Genomic DNA, 18,418 nt, shown 5'->3' on the forward strand with positions numbered 1-18,418 from the left:
TTAAATGTCACATATCAGCATCGCAATTGACGGGCCGGCTGCTGCCGGCAAAAGTACAATTGCCAAACGCGTCGCAAAAAAATTAGAGTACTTATACATCGATACCGGAGCAATGTACCGTGCAGTCACCCTGTACGTACTTGAGCACGGCGATGACATCATTAAGGATATCGGCAGTCATATCCACATTACATTCGGCATCAACGACGAAGTATACTTAAACGATAAAGATGTCTCAGCGGAAATCCGCTCGCCGGAAGTGACGAACAACGTAAGCCGTGTTGCAGCAATCGGCGAGGTCAGAACGTATCTCGTCGACATGCAGCGCGAAATAAGCAAAACCGCAAGCGTCGTCATGGACGGCAGGGATATCGGCACGACCGTGCTGCCGGATGCCGAAGTTAAAATCTTTATGCAGGCGTCACCGAAAGTTAGAGCAGAGCGCAGACTGCTTGAAGAAACTGCACGGGGCAACGACATCGATCTTGAAACGCTGACAGCGGAAATTATCCGCCGCGACGAGATTGACAGCACGAGGGAAATTTCACCGCTTGTTCAGGCTGATGATGCAGTGCTTCTCGATACGAGCCATTTATCGATCGAAGAAGCAGAAGCGGAAATCATCCAGCTGGTGGAAGACAAACTGGAGGTACAGTAAATGATTTATGAAGGTGCGAAGTTTTTACTTAAAGTTTACTACAAAGCAAGGTTTAAAATGACGTTTATCGGAGCGGACAGAGTGCCTGCGGAAGGTCCGGTAATGCTCTGTTCCAACCACGTGTCGGATTTCGACCCGCCGCTTATCGGCATCGGACTCCGCCGTCCGCTGTCATTCTTTGCAAAGAAAGAATTATTCGAGCTGCCGGTCATCGGGAAAGTTTTCCCGAGTTTAAATGCGATTCCCGTGTCACGCGGAAAAAGTGACAGATCAGCACTTAAATCTTCAATCAGTGCATTGAAAGAAAACCGCTGCCTGCTAATTTTCCCGGAAGGGAGCCGCAACAAAGGCGACGTGAACAAGCTGCAGGAGCTGCAGGAGGGAGCTAGCTTTATCGCTTCCAAATCCGAAGCACCGATTGTCCCTGTAATTATTAAAGGTGAGTACAATCGCAAAAAAGGTGTTACAATTATATACGGCAAGCCGATTAACACGAAGGAATTTCTTGCTGCGGGGAATACCCGTAAAGATTTAACACGTAAATTGGAAGAAAATCTTAACAATTTACTATTTTCTGAATAATCACTTGACAAATGGTTCGAATTGTAAGAAGTTAAATATATACATTGGATAGTAATTGGAGGCAAGCACATGGCGACAGAAGACATTAAGAACGAAGAATCAAACATTGAAGAAACACAGGTAAACGATGCACCTGACAACAGCGAAGAACTACAGAACGAAACTGCAGCAGCTGACAACAGTCCGTTTGCAGTTGGTGACACGGTAACAGGTAAGATTTTCAACATCGAAGACAAGTTTGTAAAAGTTCAAGTAGATGATTCTGATTACGAAGGCATAATTCCAATCAGTCAGCTTACAAACAAACGTATCGAGCACCCGAACGATATTATTGCACTTGACGATGCAGTCACTGCAACAGTTATCAAAGTTGAAGATGATGCTAAAAACATTATCATTTCAATCCGCAAGCTCGATGAACAAAAAGCTTACGAAGATTTAAAACAGAAACAGGATGCTGATGCAACGCTGGAAGGTACTGTTGTTGAAGCAGTTAAAGCCGGTCTTGTATTAGACGTCGGCGTCAGAGGATTTATTCCTGCATCACTTCTTTCTGATGAATATATTGAAGACCTCGAACAATTCAACGGTCAGACTCTTGAAGTTAAAGTTGAAGATATCGATCAGGAGAAAAACAGAGTAATTCTTAACCGTAAACGAATCGTCGAAGGCGAAAAATCGAAAGAGCGCCAGGCTGAACTTGAAGACCTGGAAATCGGCAGTATCATCGATGGTGAAGTTGTCCGCACAACGACTTTCGGTGCTTTCATTAACATCGGCAGCGTAGACGGGCTTGCTCATATTTCAGAGTTAAGCTACAGCCGCGTTAACAGCGTTGAAGATGCTGTTGAAATCGGCCAGAAAGTTAAAGTTAAAGTTCTCGATGTAAATCCTGAACAGGAACGTATCAGTCTTTCTGTTAAACAGGCAGGCGAATCTCCGTTCAACAAATTTATCGATGCGCACAATACAGGCGATGTGTTAACAGGTACTGTTAAACGCTTAGTAGACTTCGGTGCATTCGTTGAAGTTGAACCTGGTGTTGAGGGACTTGTGCACATTTCTGAAATTGCACATGATCACGTTAACGTACCGGGAGATGTTCTGAAAGAAGAACAGGAAATTGAAGTGAAAATCATCGGTCTTGATAAGGACAATGAGAAAATTTCATTATCAATTAAAGCGCTGGAATCAGCACCGGCTAAGCCTAAACAGGCGAAGCGCGAAGAAAATACACAGGTTTACACAGATGATACTGAAGACGATGCACCAACTTTAGGTGACGTGTTCGGCGATCGTTTTAAAAACTTAGATTTATAATATTAGACTCACTCAGAAATAAAGAGCGATGATACTATCGCTCTTTATTTTATTTGTGTTAAAATATATGTGCATACAGGGAGGGTAACAATGTATAAACCAACAGTAGCAGTAGTCGGGCGGCCGAACGTCGGCAAGTCCACACTTTTTAACAGAATTATCGGAGAACGGAAGGCAATTGTCGAAGATACTCCGGGTGTTACAAGAGACAGATTGTACGCCGAAGGTGACTGGTTAAATTATACTTTTAATTTAATCGATACCGGCGGTATTGAAATTAAAGATGAGCCGTTCCAGCAGCAGATTAAAATGCAGGCTGAAATCGCGATTCTTGAAGCAGATGTTATTTTAATGATTGTGAACGGGAGAGACGGTGTAACGAGCGACGATTTATTCGTGGCACGTATATTGCAGAAATCAAAGAAACCCGTCGTTCTTGCGGTTAACAAAATTGATAACTATGAAATGCGCAGTGAAATATACGAGTTTTACCAGCTCGGGCTCGGTGAGCCGTGGCCGGTATCCGGCTCACACGGTCTCGGACTCGGAGATGCGCTCGATGAAGTGGTCCAGCACTTTAAAACACTGGAAGCAGATATTGAAGAAGATCCATCGGTTAAAGTTTCTTTAATCGGTCGTCCGAATGTTGGTAAATCCAGCCTGGTAAACGCTATTCTCGGCGAGGAACGTGTTATCGTTTCCGATATTGCCGGTACGACGCGTGACGCAGTCGATACAGCATATACTTTCGAGGATCAGCCGTACACATTAATTGATACAGCAGGAATGCGTAAACGCGGTAAAGTGTATGAAGCAACAGAGAAGTACTCTGTACTCCGTGCAACGCGTGCAATTGAACGTTCCGATGTCGTTCTCGTCGTGTTAAACGGTGAGGAAGGCATACGTGAACAGGATAAAAGAATTGCAGGTCTTGCCCACGAGGCTGGACGTGCGATTATTATCGTCGTTAATAAATGGGATGCAGTCGAAAAAGATGAGAAGACAATGCGTGAATTCGAACTGGATATCCGTTCGAACTTCCAGTATCTGGACTACGCACCGATCACTTTCGTTTCAGCGATGACAAAAGTCCGTTTGAAAACATTGTTCCCGCTAATCCAGCAGGCATACGCATCGAGCCACACACGCGTGAAGTCGAGCACACTGAACGAAGTTCTCGTAGACAGCGTCAGCATGAACCCGACGCCGACAGATTCGACAGGACGCCGCTTAAGCATCTATTACGGTACACAGGTCAGTGTCGGACCGCCGACATTCGTACTGTTCGTGAACGATGTGGAACTGATGCATTTCAGTTACAGAAGGTATATCGAAAATCAGCTGCGTAAAGCGTTTGATTTCACCGGTACGCCGATCCACATTATCACCCGCAAAAGAAATTAGAAAGTAGGGTATCAATATGAACATCTCAGTCATTGGAACAGGTAGTTTTGGTACAAGCCTCGCGATGGTCTTAAATGATAATGACAATCGGGTAATGATGTACGGGAGAAATCAAGATACTGTCCTGGAAATAAATGAATCACACACCAACAGCCGTTATTTAAAAGACATCGAGCTCGATGAAGGGATTCGTGCCACCGGCTCACTTCAGGAAGCAGCGGCACATGCCGAACTTCTCGTGCTCGCAGTACCCGTTAATGCAATGCGTAAAGTTGCAGGGGAACTGAACGGCCTGCTAAAAAAATTAGATAAAAAAGTCCTCGTTGTACACGTCGCAAAAGGACTGGAACTCGACACATACAAACGCGTATCCCAGGTACTTGAAGAAGTATTTGATGAAGACCGCGTTACAGATATCGGTGTTCTCAGCGGCCCGAGCCATGCTGAGGAAGTAGCCTTGAGACAGCCTACAACTGTATCTGCCGCGTCAATACGTGAGGACGGTGCGGAAGTTATACAGGATGCGTTTATGACGGATTACTTCAGAGTATACGTCAATAATGATATGGTCGGTGTCGAAATCGGCGGTGCGTTAAAAAACATCGTCGCACTTGCTGTCGGTGCATTGTCGGGCTACGGCTTCGGCGATAACCCGAAAGCAGCTGTAATTACACGCGGACTGCATGAAATTGCTCGTCTCGGTACGAAACTCGGTGCCAATCCGCTGACATTCCTCGGGTTAACGGGAATGGGCGATTTAATCGTTACAGCGACGAGCAGGCACTCGAGAAACTACCGCTGCGGGCAGATGCTTGCAGGCGGCATGTCGCTCGATGAGGCAACGGAAAATATGGGCATGGTGGTTGAAGGCGTCAATACGACGAGAGCCACATACGAGCTTGCCAAACAGTACGATGTCGATATGCCGATCACGAAAGTACTTTACGGCTATCTGTTTAACAACATCAGCGAAGACGAAGCATTCAGCGCGCTCATGAAGCGTGAAAAAACTTCGGAATCGGAAGGCCTGAAGCAGCTGCTCGAAAGTCAGATAAAAAATAGTGAACAGTAAGAGGGAAATGTATGTTTGATATTTCAAGAATGGACTTAATGTGGGTGTCGTTTGTCTCTATCGGATTTATGGCACTTGCTGCAGTATTAATTTACCTGGCGCGTTATGTTATTACTATACGTTTCGTCAGCGTGATCGTTACTTTAATTTCATGGGTCCTGTTAATACTTGCGTTTCTGCTGATGATTTTAGTCATCGGAGGATCGTCCCATGCGTAAATTCGGTTTTGTTTTAATTTTCACACTGGCACTTTTAGTATTAACAGGATGTATGTACCCGGATAACCAGAAGAAGGGGAGCAGTATCCCTCCGGAAACAGACATCCAGAACGTACAGAATGCAGTGGACAACTTCCAGGAGTCAGAAGGCGGCATTCTGCCGATCAAGACGACTGAGAACGCTGCAGAATACATGAAGTACCCGGTGGACTTTACGCGTATTGTACCCGGCTATTTGAGTGAAATTCCGGTAACAGCTTATGAAAACGGCGGAACGTACCAGTATATAATACTCGATGCTGAAGAGGATCCCGCGGTGAAACTGGCGGATCTGGCAATCATCGAAGAACTCCGTTCGCTCCGCCTCCGTATTAACGGCATGGGGGAGCACGTGGAACTCGGCGAGCAGGTGGGACCGAACGTTTATCAGCTTGACCTTGAGCATTACAATCTCGCTGAGAATCCAACTGTAACAAGCCCGTATTCAGACCGTGAACTGAACGTTTACTACAGCGGCGGTCAGGAATTCGTCGTCGATTACAGAGACGATCTGAACTTAATCATTGAAAATGAAGGTCTCGAATTTGAGACGGGCGAAGATATCCGCAATATATTGTATGAATACACGCCGGTCGTCCCGATATACTCACCTGAGATGACAGTTGACGAAAATAACGAAGCAATATTTATGACAAGCGTGCATAAAAGTTAATTTCCGCTGAATTTTTACAGGAAAAAACGGTTAAATCCGTTGCAGTACCTACGGTCGTATGGTAAAGTCAAAACATAATGATAAATTCATTATACAGATTATAGGAGGTCTATCAGATGAATAAGACAGATTTAATCAACGCTGTCAGCGACAAAGCTGACCTTACAAAAAAAGAAGCAGGAGCTGCAGTAGACGCAGTTTTTGAATCAATCCAAACTTCACTTCAAAATGGTGAAAAAGTACAGTTAATCGGATTCGGTAACTTTGAAGTACGTGACCGTGCTGCAAGAAAAGGCCGTAACCCGCAGTCTGGTGAAGAAATCGAAATCCCAGCATCTAAAGTACCTGCATTTAAAGCTGGTAAAGCACTTAAAGACGCAGTTAAATAATTTATCTAAACTAGGCCTAACATTGAAACGTTAGGTCTATTCATTTATAAGGTGATATTTATGAAATACTCAGCCGTTGAAGCCTATAACGATTCAGAACTGACTGAATTGATTAAAAAGCTCGATCAAAATGAAATTACTGATTTTTTTTCAGACAGCAAAAATATTATACATAAAAGATATGTCTCAGACGCGGTTCTTTTATTTACATATGCTTTAAATCAGCTCGACACAATACCATCTGCAGGCAGCCGTGAAAGCCATGTGCTGACAGGAGATGCATATTTCAGCGAATTCTACTCGGCGCTTGCAAACCACGGTGAAATGCAGGTCGTTCACGATATGGTCGAAATCTCGAAAGATCTGTCGTCGAGAAAATCAAGACAGTACGAAAATGCACTTGAACTTTCCGACAGCGAACTGAAGTACCTGCTATTTGCACCGCTTTTGTATTTAATGGATAATGGGTATGTAACGACCGACCTCGATAACGTACTCGGCTGTTTTATTCAAAACATGAACCGTTCGGAGCTGGCATACATAATAAATACAAAAGGTGAAGGCTAATGCAAACAGAAAACAGAATTCAGACTATCTTTAATTCAATTTCGGATGATTATGATCACATGAATGACATCATCAGTTTCAATCAGCATACGATATGGCGCAACCGGACGAACAGGGAAATCTTCGTAAAACCCGGCCACCAGGTACTCGATTTATGCTGCGGTACAGGCGACTGGACAATTCAGCTTGCCAAAAACGCCGGTGCTGATATTACGGGCCTTGACTTCAGTGAAAATATGCTGAAAGTTGCCCGCGAAAAAACAGCTGATATCGAAAACATTACACTCGTCCAGGGCGATGCAACGGAGCTGCCTTATGACAACAATGCATTCGATATTATTACGATCGGTTTCGGCCTCCGCAACCTGCCTGACTACGAAAAAGCGGTTAAGGAGTTCTACCGCGTGCTGAAGCCCGGCGGACAGCTTGTTATTCTTGAAACGTCGAATCCGGAAAACGCCCTGATTAATTACGGCTTTAATATTTACTTCGGTAAAATTATGCCGTTCCTCGGTGAAAAAATCACCGGCAGCGGTCAGGAGTATGCATGGCTGTATGAATCAACGAGCAATTTCCTGTCGAAGGCTGAACTGAAATCAATGATGCATACAAACGGTTATATAAATATCAAAGTAATCCCTCATACATTTGGTACTGCAGCAACTCATATCGGATATAAACCGCTAGAGGCTGCAATGTGAAATCTTTAAAGAAATTTATGGCGGGGGAGTTATCCCGTGTTAAGAAAATCGTTAAGAAAGAACTTAAACCGAATGGGACAATAGTTAACGATAAGAGTTTTGAGCTGTTTAATTCCGGGGGAAAGAAACTTCGTCCCATGTTTACAATACTCGCAGGAAAACTCGGGGACGAGGCACATTACGACAATGTGCTGAAAACGGGTGCGAGTCTCGAACTGCTCCATATGGCAACACTTGTACACGATGACATTATCGATGACAGTGAGCTCCGCCGCGGCAAACCGACTGTGTATTACGAACACGGTTACTTCCAGGCGGTCAATACGGGCAATTATTTACTGTCTTCGGCGCTGCAGGTGATCAGTAAAATCGATAATGTGGAATTTCATGAAACATACGCTGCAGGAATCAGGGAGATTGTGCAGGGTGAGCTCATTCAGTTTGATACGCAGTTCGATGCGGCTCAGTCGCTGGATGACTATTACAGAAAAATTTACCGCAAAACCGCACTCCTGATCGTTCTGTCAATCGAGCTCGGCAGCCATGCTGCACAGCTCGATAAGGAAACGATGGAAAGGCTGAGCACATACGGTTACCATATCGGCATGAGTTTCCAGATTATCGATGACTGTCTCGACTTTACAGGCAGCACGAAAACACTCGGCAAACCGAACTTCGCTGATATTAAAAACGGGCATTATACTTTACCGGTGCTGCTCCTTAGAGACAGCGACCCGGAATTTAAAGCGATGCTCGAGAAGTATTCACAGACTAAAGAGAATCCTGATGCACTCATCGAACGTATATTACAGAGCGATGCAGTGGACCGGGCACTGGCAGTCAGCACGGAGCATATAGAGAAAGCCGAAGCAGAAATCGTTAATATTGATGACCCTGTCAGACATTATTTAACGGTAATTGCCGGTATGTTGAAAAACAGGCGGAATTAGTTTGTACAGATAGTCTATAAAATGCTAAAATAATAATCGAAAACACATTTAAGGAGCTTATTATAATGGAAAAAACATTTCTTATGATTAAACCCGACGGTGTCCAGAGAAATCTTATCGGACCAATCGTTGAAAGATTAGAAAACAAAGGATTCAAAGTTGTTGGTGCTAAATTAATGCAGGTTTCTGAAGATCTTGCTAAAACTCACTACGGTGAACACAGCGAAAGACCTTTCTTCGGCGAGCTTGTAGAGTTCATCACATCAGGTCCTGTTTTCGCAATGGTTCTTGAAGGTGAAAACGTAATTAAAACTGCACGTCTTGTAGTTGGTGCAACTAACCCGCAGGAAGCCGCTCCGGGAACAATCCGCGGCGACTTCGGTTTAACTGTCGGCAAAAACATCATCCACGGTTCAGATTCACCTGAAAGTGCTGAAAGAGAAATCAACTTATTCTTCGATGAGTCTGAAGTATTAGATTACAACCTGTCTAATAGCGCTTGGATTTACTAAGAATTTAAAAAACCAGGCTGGGTAATAACATTACTCAGTCTTTTTTTTCATATAAATATATAAACTAATAATTCAGATAGAGGTGCTTACAATGAGATTTTTAACTTCAGGAGAATCGCACGGCCCGAAAGTCAACGCAATTGTCGAAGGATTCCCTTCCAATTTACCAGTCAATAAAGAACGTATGCAGGAAGAGCTCTTTAAACGTCAGGGCGGCTACGGCCGCGGACGCCGCATGCAGATTGAAAAAGATACGTTCGAATTCGGTTCAGGCGTCCGCCACGGTAAAACGCTCGGCAGCCCGATTATGATGGAAGTCAACAACGATGACTTCAAACACTGGGTAAACATCATGGGTGCAGAACCGATCACAAAAGAACAGGAAGCAGAGATGAAACGCATCATTACCAAACCGCGTCCCGGTCATGCGGATCTTGTCGGCGGCATGAAATACAACCACCGCGACCTCCGCAACATTTTAGAGCGTTCTTCTGCACGTGAAACGACTGCCCGTGTCGCTGTAGGCGCACTATGTAAAGAATTACTGCACGCTCTCGACATTAATATTACATCACGCGTAACAAAAATCGGCCGGGTAACAGATGACGGTGCTTACGATTACGCGGAATTAAGTACTAAAAATACTGAATCAAGCGTCCGCATGATTTCACAGGAAGCGACTAAAGAAGCCGAAGCTGCAATCGACGCCGCGAAAAAAGCCGGAGATACACTGGGCGGTGTCGTTGAAGTCATCGTTGAAAATCCGCCGGTCGGACTCGGCTCACACGTTCATTACGACCGCAAACTCGATGCTAAAATTGCACGCAGCATCGTCAGCATCAACGCATTTAAAGGCGTTGAATTCGGAATGGGCTTTAAAATGGCCGAAACTCCCGGATCTTCAGTACAGGACGAAATCAAATTTGACTCAGAAGACGGATTCTACCGCAGCTCGAACAACCTCGGCGGTTTTGAAGGCGGGATGACGACGGGAATGCCGATCGTTGTACGCGGTGTCATGAAGCCGATACCAACGCTGTACAAGCCGTTAATGAGTGTCGATATCGAAACGAAGGAAGCATTTACCGCAACGATCGAGCGCAGTGACCCTTGTGCGGTGCCGGCAGCATCGATCGTCGCAGAACACATGGTGGCAATTGAAGTCGCAGAAGCAATTCTCGATAAGTTCCCAAGCGATGACTTCGGCGATCTGAAAGCATCACTTGAACTTTACAATAAACGTTTAAGCGAGTATTAATATGGATATTTCGACGGCCTATAAAGATAATAATTATAAAATTCACGTTGCCCGCGACATTTTAAGAGACCGGCTGGAAACTTACACCGGCCGATACGAATCTGTATATTATATTATCGATGAGAACGTATATGATATTTACAAAGAAACAAAACTGTCATTTATAAAATCACCGCTGGTCGTCACAGGAGGAGAATCGTTTAAATACGTTTCTCCTTTAATGCACACTATGGAAGAACTGCTCGCATCCGGCATTAAGCGGAACTCGCTTATCGTCGTTATCGGCGGCGGCGCAACAGGGGATGCCGGCGGCTTTATCGCAAGTATCGTCCTCCGCGGTGTGGATTATATTCACGTACCGACGACACTGCTCGCACACGATTCGGCAATCGGCGGTAAAACGGCCATTAACTCGGAGCACGGTAAAAACCTAATCGGCGCCTTTTACCGTCCGAAAGCAGTGATTTACGATCTCGAATTTCTCGATTCACTGCCTGAATCCGAAGTTTTAAGCGGCTTCGGTGAAGTATATAAACATGCGATGCTCAACAGTCCCGGGCTGTTCGAAGAACTCGTACAGGCGACCAGTGACAGTATCGATGTATCTATGCTTCCGCCGTTTATCATCAAAGGTATTGAAACGAAGATGAAAATTGTTTTAGAAGACGAGCACGAGTCGGGGAGCCGCAAGTTTTTAAATCTCGGTCACACGCTCGCGCACGCTGTGGAATACAAGTATAAAATTCCGCACGGCCAGGCGGTCATGCTCGGTATCATCGCAGCGCTGTATATTTCAAACGAATTAAACGGCACTGACTTTAACCTGGATGAGCATATCGGTTATATGAGCCGTCACGGCTATCCGGTAAATCTGCTGAGAGAGATGGATACCGGCGAAATGATGCAGCTGATGATGAAGGATAAAAAGAACCACCGCAACGATTATATAAGCTATATTGTGTTTAAAGATAAACAGACATTAGAGGTTAAAGATATAAATACAGCAAACCTCGAAAAAATACTGAAAGCATTAAAGGAGCGCATATGAAGCATTTACTTAATGGAACATTCACAGGTACAACCCGTGTGCCGGGAGATAAGTCAATTACACACCGCGCTCTGATGCTCGGTGCACTGAGTGAAGGGACGACGCATATCAGCCGTCCTCTGATCAGTGCAGATACACTGAGAACACTCGAAAACATGCGTCAGCTCGGCGCTGACATTACAAGAGACGGGGACGATTTTACTGTTGTGTCAGCAGGACACAGCAGGCTGAAGTCTCCGCTTGAAACGCTGTATACAGGCAACAGCGGCACAACAACACGGTTAATTACAGGCCTGCTCGCAGGTCTTAAAAATATTACCGCATCGGTTGAAGGTGATGCGACAATCGCAAAACGTCCGATGGACCGCGTCGTTATACCGCTGTCACATATGGGTGCCGACATTACGCTGAAAGATGAAAAGTATCCGCCGGTGAATATTCACCCCGCAGTAATTAAGCCGCTGGAGTACGAAATGCCGATTGCATCAGCTCAGGTGAAAAGTGCAATACTGTTTGCGGGACTGTTTACTGAAGGGAAGACGATTGTGCACGAAACACACAAGTCGCGTAACCATTCGGAAATTATGATGGCGCAGTTCGGTGCCGATATTGCCGTGTCAGGTTCAACAGTGACATTAACCGGCGGCAAAGATTTAACTGCGGTCGATGTTACAGTGCCCGGAGATATTTCATCGGCTGCATTTTTAATCGTGCTGGCACTGATCACAGAAGGTGCGGATGTTACGATTGAAAATGTCTCACTGAACGAAACGCGTTCCGGTATTATCGACGTCGTGAAACATATGGGCGGCAATATCGCCATTACTGAACACGATTCGACAGGGGAAAAGTTCGGGGACATCAGAGTGCAGTACACACCTGATTTAAAACCGTTCCACATCGACGGCGATATTATTCCGCGCCTGATCGATGAAATTCCGATTCTTGCCGTTCTTGCGGCATTCGCAAACGGCGAGAGTACTGTCCGCGGGGCTGAGGAACTGCGATTTAAAGAAACCGACCGCATAACTGCAGTCATTTCCGAACTGGAAAAATTCGGCGTCTCGTTCGAAGAGTATAAAGACGGCTTTAAAGTCACACCGGGATACGGTACAGTTAAGGAAGGTGAACTGTTTAAAGGCTATCACGACCATCGCATTATTATGATGCTGATCGTAATGGCTATCGCAGTGAATACTAATATAGAAATTGATGACGACAGCGCAATAGACGTATCGTTCCCTTCATTCGTTAGCGATCTTGAGGGTTTAAGAAAGGACCGGTAATATGCAGGAAGAAATACTCCGTATTATAGATAAGCTCCGTCAGGGGACTTATCCGGAAGAAGATTTAAATTATATACTGAACAGTCTTGAGCAGTTCCACTCGGAAGAGTCGCTGGAAGCACTGTTTCTGCTCGGCGATGCACTGCAGCAGGCAGGCCTTGACTATCAGGCAAGACAGGTGTTTTTACATTTAAACGACAACGTTGACCACGACGATTATGTCATCAGCTATCTCGTCGATTCGTACATTAACGAATCGCGTCTTGACGATGCGCTGACACTGATCAACAACAGTCCGGAAACGCCGACTGTGCTGATGCTGAAATCTGAAATATTCCAGCAGATGAACTTAACAGACGTTGCGGTAAGACTGCTGTTTGAAGCAAAAACAATGACCGATGATATCATTATCGACTTTGCGCTTGCCGAACTTTATTACTCATCAGGAGATCTCGAAGAAGCCATCCGTTTTTACGAAGCGGTGCTGAACGAAGGTCTCGAAGAAGTAAACGGCATTTACTTAAGTCTCCGTCTTGCGGATATTAATTTAAATCTGTTAAATTTCGACGACGCCCGTGCATATTTCGATAACGTGCCGGACGAAGCATACGGAAATGAGGATTTCTACAAAGAAGCACTCCTCGAATACAGCTTAAAAGAATACGACCGTGCCAAAACACTGCTCGATAAAGTCATCGACAACGAGCCGTACTTTATCAATGCCTATATTCTTTTAATGAACATCTACGAAACAGAACACAATCTCGACGAGGCGCTTGAAACGCTGCTCGGCTACCTGCGTGAAAATGACAAGAACGCGCTGATTTACTTTCATATCGGCCGTCTGTATTTCAGGCAGAACAAGCCGGATGAAGCAATCGAGAACTTCAGTATCGCGACAGCGCTTGATGAGGATTACGACGATGCATATCTCATGCTGTTTGAAAGTATTCTGAAGACAGGCGAAACGGATACGGTTGACGAGTACGTTAAACATCTCGACCTGAACGCGCTGAGCGGGGAGTCCATTTATCTTCTTGCGAAAATAGAAGCTGAAAACGAAAATGATGAAAAAGCGCTGAAGTATTACGAAGATGCCGAAGCACTCATCGGGGAAACACCTGAGTTTTACGCTGATTTCTACTACTATCTGATAGAAATCGGCCATCCGAAGAAAAAAGAAGTGCTTGAAAAATTAATGAAACTAGAACCCGATAATCCTGAATGGCAGCTGGATTACGAGCGAATAGCAGGTGAGGAAGACGAGCTTTAAAAAAGATTTTATAAATTATTGTTTATATAATTATGAATTCAAAGACCATACAGCAGTGTGGATTTTAAATTTTATAAAATCCCATCCTCTGATAACGCATAATATTTCATTTACCAATACAAGCCTCGACCGGAAACTGCGTATCGCAGAAAGCAATACGAACCGCCCGACGCTGATGTTTGAAAAAAGCGGTACGGTAACGGCAAACGGCGAGACGATATTCCACGAACTGAATCTGAACAAAACAGATGAGCTGTACGTTGAATTTATCTTTTCGAAAAACGATCTCCGCTACAATCAGGCGAAGTCCGAAGAGCTTGTAAAAAACGATGAAATTCTATTGGAAGATATTAAAGAACTCGAAAATTTAATCGATGAAGCGCTCGTGTTAAAAGACGAGGAACGCTTTTACGAGCTGACGGATGAACTCCAAAAATTAAATGATAAAAGAGGTTAGTATTTGTGCTTTATAATAATCGCGACTTACGTGTGTTAAAAGATGAAATTGAATTTGTGGATACGGCAATCGTTCCATTTTCGAATGTGGATTTCGACGGCAATCTGCTGCACCACGCCAACAATCTGGAACTGATTCAGCTGATCACAATCCAGCTTGAAAAACAGCTGAAAGGGCGTCTGATGATCACACCGGCGCTGACAGCTGTCGGCGGCGACCATGCATCACTCGTACAATACAGAGACCAGCTGACTGAATACGGCTTTAAAAATGTTGTGAGCCTGTCTTTTGATAATCTTGAAATTGAAGGGATTCACAATATTAAAATCAACAGTATTCCGATCAGCGATATGGACAATGAAATGAAAATTTCAATCATCAATGATGAAGTTAAAAGTGTCATTAAACAAATCATCGCAGTGTGGAATCAATAATTAAAAGTAGAATTACACAATTCTGTCTGCAACATGTGTCAATTATTTGAAAACCATATTGACCGCCTAGTTTTAATGAGCTAAAATTGAAATGTCCTAGTTATATTATATGTAAAAGTATGTGCGTTTGAGGAGGGGAAACAAAAATGTCGCAAAAAGTAACAAGACGCCAGTTTATGAACTACTCTTTAATGGGTGTCGGGTCGTTCATGGCGGCAGGTATGATTCTGCCAATGGGAAGATTCGCAATCGATCCACTGTTTACGGAATCGTCTGCAGGTGACATGATTACTACAAGTGTAAAAATTGATGACATCACAGAAGAACCGGTCAGTGTAGACTTCACATTCGAACAAAAAGATGGTTGGTATGTGAGTGAAGTAACCGATTTCGCTTGGGTGTATCGCGAAGGCAATGAAATTATTGCATTGTCACCGGTGTGTAAACACCTCGGCTGTACGGTTTCGTGGGCAACAGATTCCGCTAACCCGGATAGATTCTTCTGTCCATGTCACAACGGACTTTACGAAAAGAACGGTGCGAACGTACCGGGAACACCGCCTCGTGGACCGCTTGATATGTTCGAAGTCGGAGAATCAGACGGCTACCTGACAATAGGTGCTATACACGAGAATGAATTGGTATAGGAGGGAATTAAATGCTAAATCGTATTTATGATTGGATTGATGACAGAATTGACATCACTCCGATCTGGAGAGACGTAGCAGACCACGAAGTGCCAGAGCATGTTAACCCTGCCTATCACTTCTCAGCTTTCGTCTACTGTTTTGGGGGACTGACGTTCTTTATTACAGTGATTCAAATTTTATCTGGAATGTTTTTAACAATGTATTACGTACCGGACATTATTAATGCCTGGAACTCTGTTTACTTCCTGCAGCAGGACGTAGCAGCGGGTGTTATTGTCAGAGGTATGCACCACTGGGGTGCGAGTTTAGTAGTAGTTATGATGTTCTTACATACTCTCAGAGTATTCTTTACGGGTGCTTACAAGTCACCTCGTGAATTAAACTGGGTCGTAGGTGTTCTGTTATTCGCAGTTATGCTTGGTCTGGCATTCACAGGCTACTTACTGCCATGGGACATGAAAGCATTATTCGCTACTAAAGTAGGCTTGGATATTGCAGAAAGTGTACCGTTCATCGGTGAATGGATTAAGACACTTCTCGCGGGTGATTCGACAATTATTGGTGCTCAGACACTTACTAGGTTCTTTGCCATCCACGTATTCTTCCTGCCTGCAGCACTGTTTGTATTAATGGCAATACACTTTATTTTAATACGTAGACAAGGTATTTCAGGACCACTATAAGGGGAGGGTAACTATATGAAACGCGGTAAAGGTCTCACTTTTGTCGGTGACTCACGAATTCAAAAGTATGACAAACCAAAATTAAATCGTGACTATTCAGAATTCCCTGGTCGTACAGAGGAGTTCTTTCCGGATTACCTGCTCAAAGAGTGGCTGGTAGGAGCGGTATTCTTAATAGGTTTCCTATGCTTGACTGTTGCGCACCCAGCGCCGCTCGAGCGTATGGCAGACCCAACTGATACAGGTTATATTCCATTACCTGACTGGTATTTCCTTTTCCTTTATCAGATTCTTAAATACACATACGCTTCAGGTCCGTTCAACATTGTCGGTGCCATGATTATTCCTGGTATAGCTTTCGGTGCATTATTACTTGCACCTTGGTTAGACGGCAAAAAAGAACGTCACTGGAAGAAACGTCCTGTAGCTACAGGAATGATGCTGATTGCTGTTGGTATTATTTTCTACACAACTTGGGAATCAGTAGCTTATCACGACTGGGATCAGCAGGCTAAACAAGGTCAGATTGTCTTCTCGAACTTAGATGCAGAAGACCCTGTCTTTAACGACCTGATTCGTACTAACTGTACGAGCTGTCACGGTGGTGAACTTGCCGGAGGGTCAGGCCCGAACTTAATCGAGCCGGAACTTGCACCGGAAATGGTTGAAGCTTTCGTCAGAAACGGTACAGAAAACATGCCGGCATTCGAAGGCCAGCTTACGGATGAAGAAATCACAGCGATTTCTGAGTACGTTGCAGGTCTTGAACTGACAACTAAAGATGAAGCAGCCAACACTGAAGAATCAGCAGAATAATAATAATGACCCTTCTGGAAACAGAAGGGTCTTCTTATAGGTGAAATGATGATATACAACTTATATAAACTGATGTTCAATCGAATATTTCTGGTCTTCCTGCTTGTCTGCAACATTGTCGGTACAATATACGGCTACATATGGTACGGCGGCCAGCTGTCAATTACGCCGTGGTATTTCTATCCGTTCGTCCCCGACAGCCCGACAGCAACGCTGTTTTTATGCATACTGATAATATTAATTCTGTTCAATAAGAAGTTCGGCCTGATCGACGCACTCGCTTTTACGACACTGATAAAATACGGTGTCTGGGCTGTCATCATGAACATCTGGAACTTTATCGACATGGGCTTTGTCTCATGGATCGGATTAATGCTGATTGCATCGCACGCTGCGATGGCACTTATGGCATTTATGTTCCTGCCTTATATAGAAATTAAGCCGTGGCACTTTTACGCGACGGCAATATGGCTGTTTCACAATGATTTTATCGATTACGTCTATATGCAGTATCCGAAATACGGCAATCTGCACCCGTATGCATCAGAAATCGGCTACATCGCATTCTGGCTGACGGTTATTGTTCTTGCGCTTCTATACAAGCTCGCAGGCAGACATAATAATTGACTTGTGTAAAAACAGTTTAGTAAAATAGTACTATGAACCAGACGGAGGGAATAACTTGTATCTTATAATCTATTTTGTAATTTTAATGATTGTACCAATGCTTGCACAAATGAACGTCAAATCGACGTTTAACAAGTATTCAAAAGTACGTTCGACAAGCGGCCTTACAGGCCAGCAGGTTGCAGAAGATATCCTCCGGGAAAATGGAATTTACGATGTTTCGGTAGAACGCGGTCAGGGTGTTCTGACAGACTATTACGATCCGAAAAACAAAAAAATCGTACTCTCTCCCGGCAACTTCGACAACCCGAGCGTTGCAGGTACAGCAGTCGCTGCACACGAAGTCGGCCATGCCATCCAGCATGCAACCGGCTACAAGTTCTTAAACTTCAGATCAGCATTGTTCCCGCTCGCACAATTAGGAAGCAACTTCTCGTACTTCCTGATTATCGCAGGTATGATTCTTACAGCAGCACAAAGCGCTGCAGGCGGCGGACTTGGTGAAATTCTATTATGGTCGGGTATCGGACTGATGGCATTCGCCGTATTATTCCAGCTCGTTACACTGCCGGTTGAATTCGACGCATCAAGACGCGCAATGAATCAGATCGAAGAGTTAAACATTGTGAACAGCAAAGAATACCGCCATGCTAAAAAAGTACTGAACGCTGCAGCGATGACATACGTTGCCGCAACAGCAGTCGCAGTAGCAGAGCTGTTACGCTTTATCATGATCGCAAGAAGCTCGAACTAATTATAATTACAAACAGCCGCATCACCCAATTATGGGTGGTGCGGCTG

General features: G+C 44.4%; 23 protein-coding genes. All 23 read left to right on the top strand.

What is annotated here, in order from left to right; genetic code table 11:
• The first annotated feature begins 4 nt into the window (after positions 1-4).
• The 23 genes from cmk to RZ44_RS04195 all read left to right on the top strand — a co-directional run bounded on the left by cmk (position 5) and on the right by RZ44_RS04195 (position 18,371).
• On the top strand, positions 5-658 hold the full coding sequence (cmk, locus tag RZ44_RS04085) for a (d)CMP kinase (RefSeq protein WP_035808784.1): 654 nt from the start codon (positions 5-7) through the stop codon (positions 656-658).
• A complete protein-coding gene (locus tag RZ44_RS04090; protein ID WP_035808786.1) occupies positions 659-1,240 on the top strand; it encodes a lysophospholipid acyltransferase family protein in 582 nt (193 codons plus the stop codon).
• A gap of 69 nt (positions 1,241-1,309) precedes the next feature.
• Positions 1,310-2,560 carry a 30S ribosomal protein S1 gene (rpsA, locus tag RZ44_RS04095; protein WP_035808787.1) on the top strand — a complete coding sequence of 417 codons (1,251 nt, stop codon included), beginning with the start codon at positions 1,310-1,312 and terminating at the stop codon, positions 2,558-2,560.
• A 90-nt stretch (positions 2,561-2,650) separates the two neighbouring features.
• Complete coding sequence (der, locus tag RZ44_RS04100; protein ID WP_035808789.1) at positions 2,651-3,964, top strand: ribosome biogenesis GTPase Der; 1,314 nt, start codon at positions 2,651-2,653, stop codon at positions 3,962-3,964.
• 16 nt (positions 3,965-3,980) lie between these two features.
• Positions 3,981-5,036, top strand: a complete 1,056-nt coding sequence (locus RZ44_RS04105) for an NAD(P)H-dependent glycerol-3-phosphate dehydrogenase (protein WP_035808790.1) — start codon at positions 3,981-3,983, stop codon at positions 5,034-5,036.
• Between the two features lie 11 nt (positions 5,037-5,047).
• On the top strand, positions 5,048-5,254 hold the full coding sequence (locus tag RZ44_RS04110; RefSeq protein ID WP_052108781.1) for a DUF2768 family protein: 207 nt from the start codon (positions 5,048-5,050) through the stop codon (positions 5,252-5,254).
• Positions 5,247-5,966: a hypothetical protein gene (locus tag RZ44_RS04115; protein WP_035808791.1), complete on the top strand. Its 720-nt coding sequence runs from the start codon at positions 5,247-5,249 to the stop codon at positions 5,964-5,966. Before RZ44_RS04110 ends, RZ44_RS04115 begins: the two co-directional genes overlap by 8 nt.
• A gap of 116 nt (positions 5,967-6,082) precedes the next feature.
• Positions 6,083-6,355: an HU family DNA-binding protein gene (locus RZ44_RS04120; protein ID WP_035808793.1), complete on the top strand. Its 273-nt coding sequence runs from the start codon at positions 6,083-6,085 to the stop codon at positions 6,353-6,355.
• A 60-nt stretch (positions 6,356-6,415) separates the two neighbouring features.
• The gene (locus RZ44_RS04125; RefSeq protein WP_052108782.1) at positions 6,416-6,922 is read left to right on the top strand and encodes a hypothetical protein; all 507 of its coding nucleotides are present in this window, start codon (positions 6,416-6,418) and stop codon (positions 6,920-6,922) included.
• Entirely contained in the window at positions 6,922-7,623 is a 702-nt protein-coding gene (locus RZ44_RS04130; RefSeq protein ID WP_035808794.1) for a demethylmenaquinone methyltransferase, read from the top strand. Before RZ44_RS04125 ends, RZ44_RS04130 begins: the two co-directional genes overlap by 1 nt.
• Positions 7,620-8,573, top strand: coding sequence for a polyprenyl synthetase family protein (locus tag RZ44_RS04135; RefSeq protein WP_035808797.1), 954 nt, complete (start codon positions 7,620-7,622; stop codon positions 8,571-8,573). Before RZ44_RS04130 ends, RZ44_RS04135 begins: the two co-directional genes overlap by 4 nt.
• 65 nt (positions 8,574-8,638) lie before the next feature.
• Positions 8,639-9,085, top strand: a complete 447-nt coding sequence (gene ndk, locus RZ44_RS04140) for a nucleoside-diphosphate kinase (RefSeq protein ID WP_035808799.1) — start codon at positions 8,639-8,641, stop codon at positions 9,083-9,085.
• Positions 9,086-9,176: 91 nt separating this feature from the next.
• Positions 9,177-10,343, top strand: a complete 1,167-nt coding sequence (aroC, locus tag RZ44_RS04145) for a chorismate synthase (protein WP_035808800.1) — start codon at positions 9,177-9,179, stop codon at positions 10,341-10,343.
• A 1-nt stretch (position 10,344) separates the two neighbouring features.
• Positions 10,345-11,391, top strand: coding sequence for a 3-dehydroquinate synthase (gene aroB, locus RZ44_RS04150; protein WP_035808804.1), 1,047 nt, complete (start codon positions 10,345-10,347; stop codon positions 11,389-11,391).
• Positions 11,388-12,677, top strand: a complete 1,290-nt coding sequence (aroA, locus tag RZ44_RS04155) for a 3-phosphoshikimate 1-carboxyvinyltransferase (RefSeq protein ID WP_035808807.1) — start codon at positions 11,388-11,390, stop codon at positions 12,675-12,677. Before aroB ends, aroA begins: the two co-directional genes overlap by 4 nt.
• 1 nt (position 12,678) lies before the next feature.
• A complete protein-coding gene (locus RZ44_RS04160) occupies positions 12,679-13,950 on the top strand; it encodes a tetratricopeptide repeat protein (RefSeq protein ID WP_035808812.1) in 1,272 nt (423 codons plus the stop codon).
• On the top strand, positions 13,931-14,407 hold the full coding sequence (locus tag RZ44_RS04165; RefSeq protein WP_035808814.1) for a YpiB family protein: 477 nt from the start codon (positions 13,931-13,933) through the stop codon (positions 14,405-14,407). Before RZ44_RS04160 ends, RZ44_RS04165 begins: the two co-directional genes overlap by 20 nt.
• 5 nt (positions 14,408-14,412) lie before the next feature.
• Positions 14,413-14,841, top strand: a complete 429-nt coding sequence (locus RZ44_RS04170) for a DUF2487 family protein (RefSeq protein ID WP_035808817.1) — start codon at positions 14,413-14,415, stop codon at positions 14,839-14,841.
• Between the two features lie 146 nt (positions 14,842-14,987).
• On the top strand, positions 14,988-15,488 hold the full coding sequence (locus tag RZ44_RS04175) for a QcrA and Rieske domain-containing protein (protein WP_035808819.1): 501 nt from the start codon (positions 14,988-14,990) through the stop codon (positions 15,486-15,488).
• Positions 15,489-15,499: 11 nt separating this feature from the next.
• Positions 15,500-16,174: a menaquinol-cytochrome c reductase cytochrome b subunit gene (gene qcrB / locus RZ44_RS04180; RefSeq protein ID WP_026858063.1), complete on the top strand. Its 675-nt coding sequence runs from the start codon at positions 15,500-15,502 to the stop codon at positions 16,172-16,174.
• A gap of 15 nt (positions 16,175-16,189) precedes the next feature.
• On the top strand, positions 16,190-16,990 hold the full coding sequence (locus RZ44_RS04185; RefSeq protein WP_052108783.1) for a menaquinol-cytochrome c reductase cytochrome b/c subunit: 801 nt from the start codon (positions 16,190-16,192) through the stop codon (positions 16,988-16,990).
• A gap of 48 nt (positions 16,991-17,038) precedes the next feature.
• Positions 17,039-17,617: a DUF1405 domain-containing protein gene (locus RZ44_RS04190; RefSeq protein ID WP_052108789.1), complete on the top strand. Its 579-nt coding sequence runs from the start codon at positions 17,039-17,041 to the stop codon at positions 17,615-17,617.
• Positions 17,618-17,672: 55 nt separating this feature from the next.
• A complete protein-coding gene (locus RZ44_RS04195; RefSeq protein ID WP_035808825.1) occupies positions 17,673-18,371 on the top strand; it encodes a zinc metallopeptidase in 699 nt (232 codons plus the stop codon).
• Positions 18,372-18,418 lie beyond the last annotated feature (47 nt).

Origin of the sequence: Jeotgalicoccus saudimassiliensis (assembly GCF_000756715.1) — a bacterium.
Taxonomy (GTDB): domain Bacteria; phylum Bacillota; class Bacilli; order Staphylococcales; family Salinicoccaceae; genus Jeotgalicoccus; species Jeotgalicoccus saudimassiliensis.

Bases quoted from the DNA above. Each gene is read 5' to 3' on its own strand.
- RZ44_RS04115 (WP_035808791.1), top strand. From the start codon at position 5,247: ATGCGTAAATTCGGTTTTGTTTTAATTTTCACACTGGCACTTTTAGTA.
- RZ44_RS04110 (WP_052108781.1), top strand. From the start codon at position 5,048: ATGTTTGATATTTCAAGAATGGACTTAATGTGGGTGTCGTTTGTCTCT.
- ndk (WP_035808799.1), top strand. From the start codon at position 8,639: ATGGAAAAAACATTTCTTATGATTAAACCCGACGGTGTCCAGAGAAAT.
- RZ44_RS04090 (WP_035808786.1), top strand. From the start codon at position 659: ATGATTTATGAAGGTGCGAAGTTTTTACTTAAAGTTTACTACAAAGCA.
- qcrB (WP_026858063.1), top strand. From the start codon at position 15,500: ATGCTAAATCGTATTTATGATTGGATTGATGACAGAATTGACATCACT.
- aroC (WP_035808800.1), top strand. From the start codon at position 9,177: ATGAGATTTTTAACTTCAGGAGAATCGCACGGCCCGAAAGTCAACGCA.
- rpsA (WP_035808787.1), top strand. From the start codon at position 1,310: ATGGCGACAGAAGACATTAAGAACGAAGAATCAAACATTGAAGAAACA.
- RZ44_RS04130 (WP_035808794.1), top strand. From the start codon at position 6,922: ATGCAAACAGAAAACAGAATTCAGACTATCTTTAATTCAATTTCGGAT.
- RZ44_RS04190 (WP_052108789.1), top strand. From the start codon at position 17,039: ATGATATACAACTTATATAAACTGATGTTCAATCGAATATTTCTGGTC.
- RZ44_RS04120 (WP_035808793.1), top strand. From the start codon at position 6,083: ATGAATAAGACAGATTTAATCAACGCTGTCAGCGACAAAGCTGACCTT.
- RZ44_RS04125 (WP_052108782.1), top strand. From the start codon at position 6,416: ATGAAATACTCAGCCGTTGAAGCCTATAACGATTCAGAACTGACTGAA.
- RZ44_RS04175 (WP_035808819.1), top strand. From the start codon at position 14,988: ATGTCGCAAAAAGTAACAAGACGCCAGTTTATGAACTACTCTTTAATG.
- RZ44_RS04160 (WP_035808812.1), top strand. From the start codon at position 12,679: ATGCAGGAAGAAATACTCCGTATTATAGATAAGCTCCGTCAGGGGACT.
- der (WP_035808789.1), top strand. From the start codon at position 2,651: ATGTATAAACCAACAGTAGCAGTAGTCGGGCGGCCGAACGTCGGCAAG.
- RZ44_RS04105 (WP_035808790.1), top strand. From the start codon at position 3,981: ATGAACATCTCAGTCATTGGAACAGGTAGTTTTGGTACAAGCCTCGCG.
- RZ44_RS04185 (WP_052108783.1), top strand. From the start codon at position 16,190: ATGAAACGCGGTAAAGGTCTCACTTTTGTCGGTGACTCACGAATTCAA.
- aroB (WP_035808804.1), top strand. From the start codon at position 10,345: ATGGATATTTCGACGGCCTATAAAGATAATAATTATAAAATTCACGTT.
- aroA (WP_035808807.1), top strand. From the start codon at position 11,388: ATGAAGCATTTACTTAATGGAACATTCACAGGTACAACCCGTGTGCCG.
- cmk (WP_035808784.1), top strand. From the start codon at position 5: ATGTCACATATCAGCATCGCAATTGACGGGCCGGCTGCTGCCGGCAAA.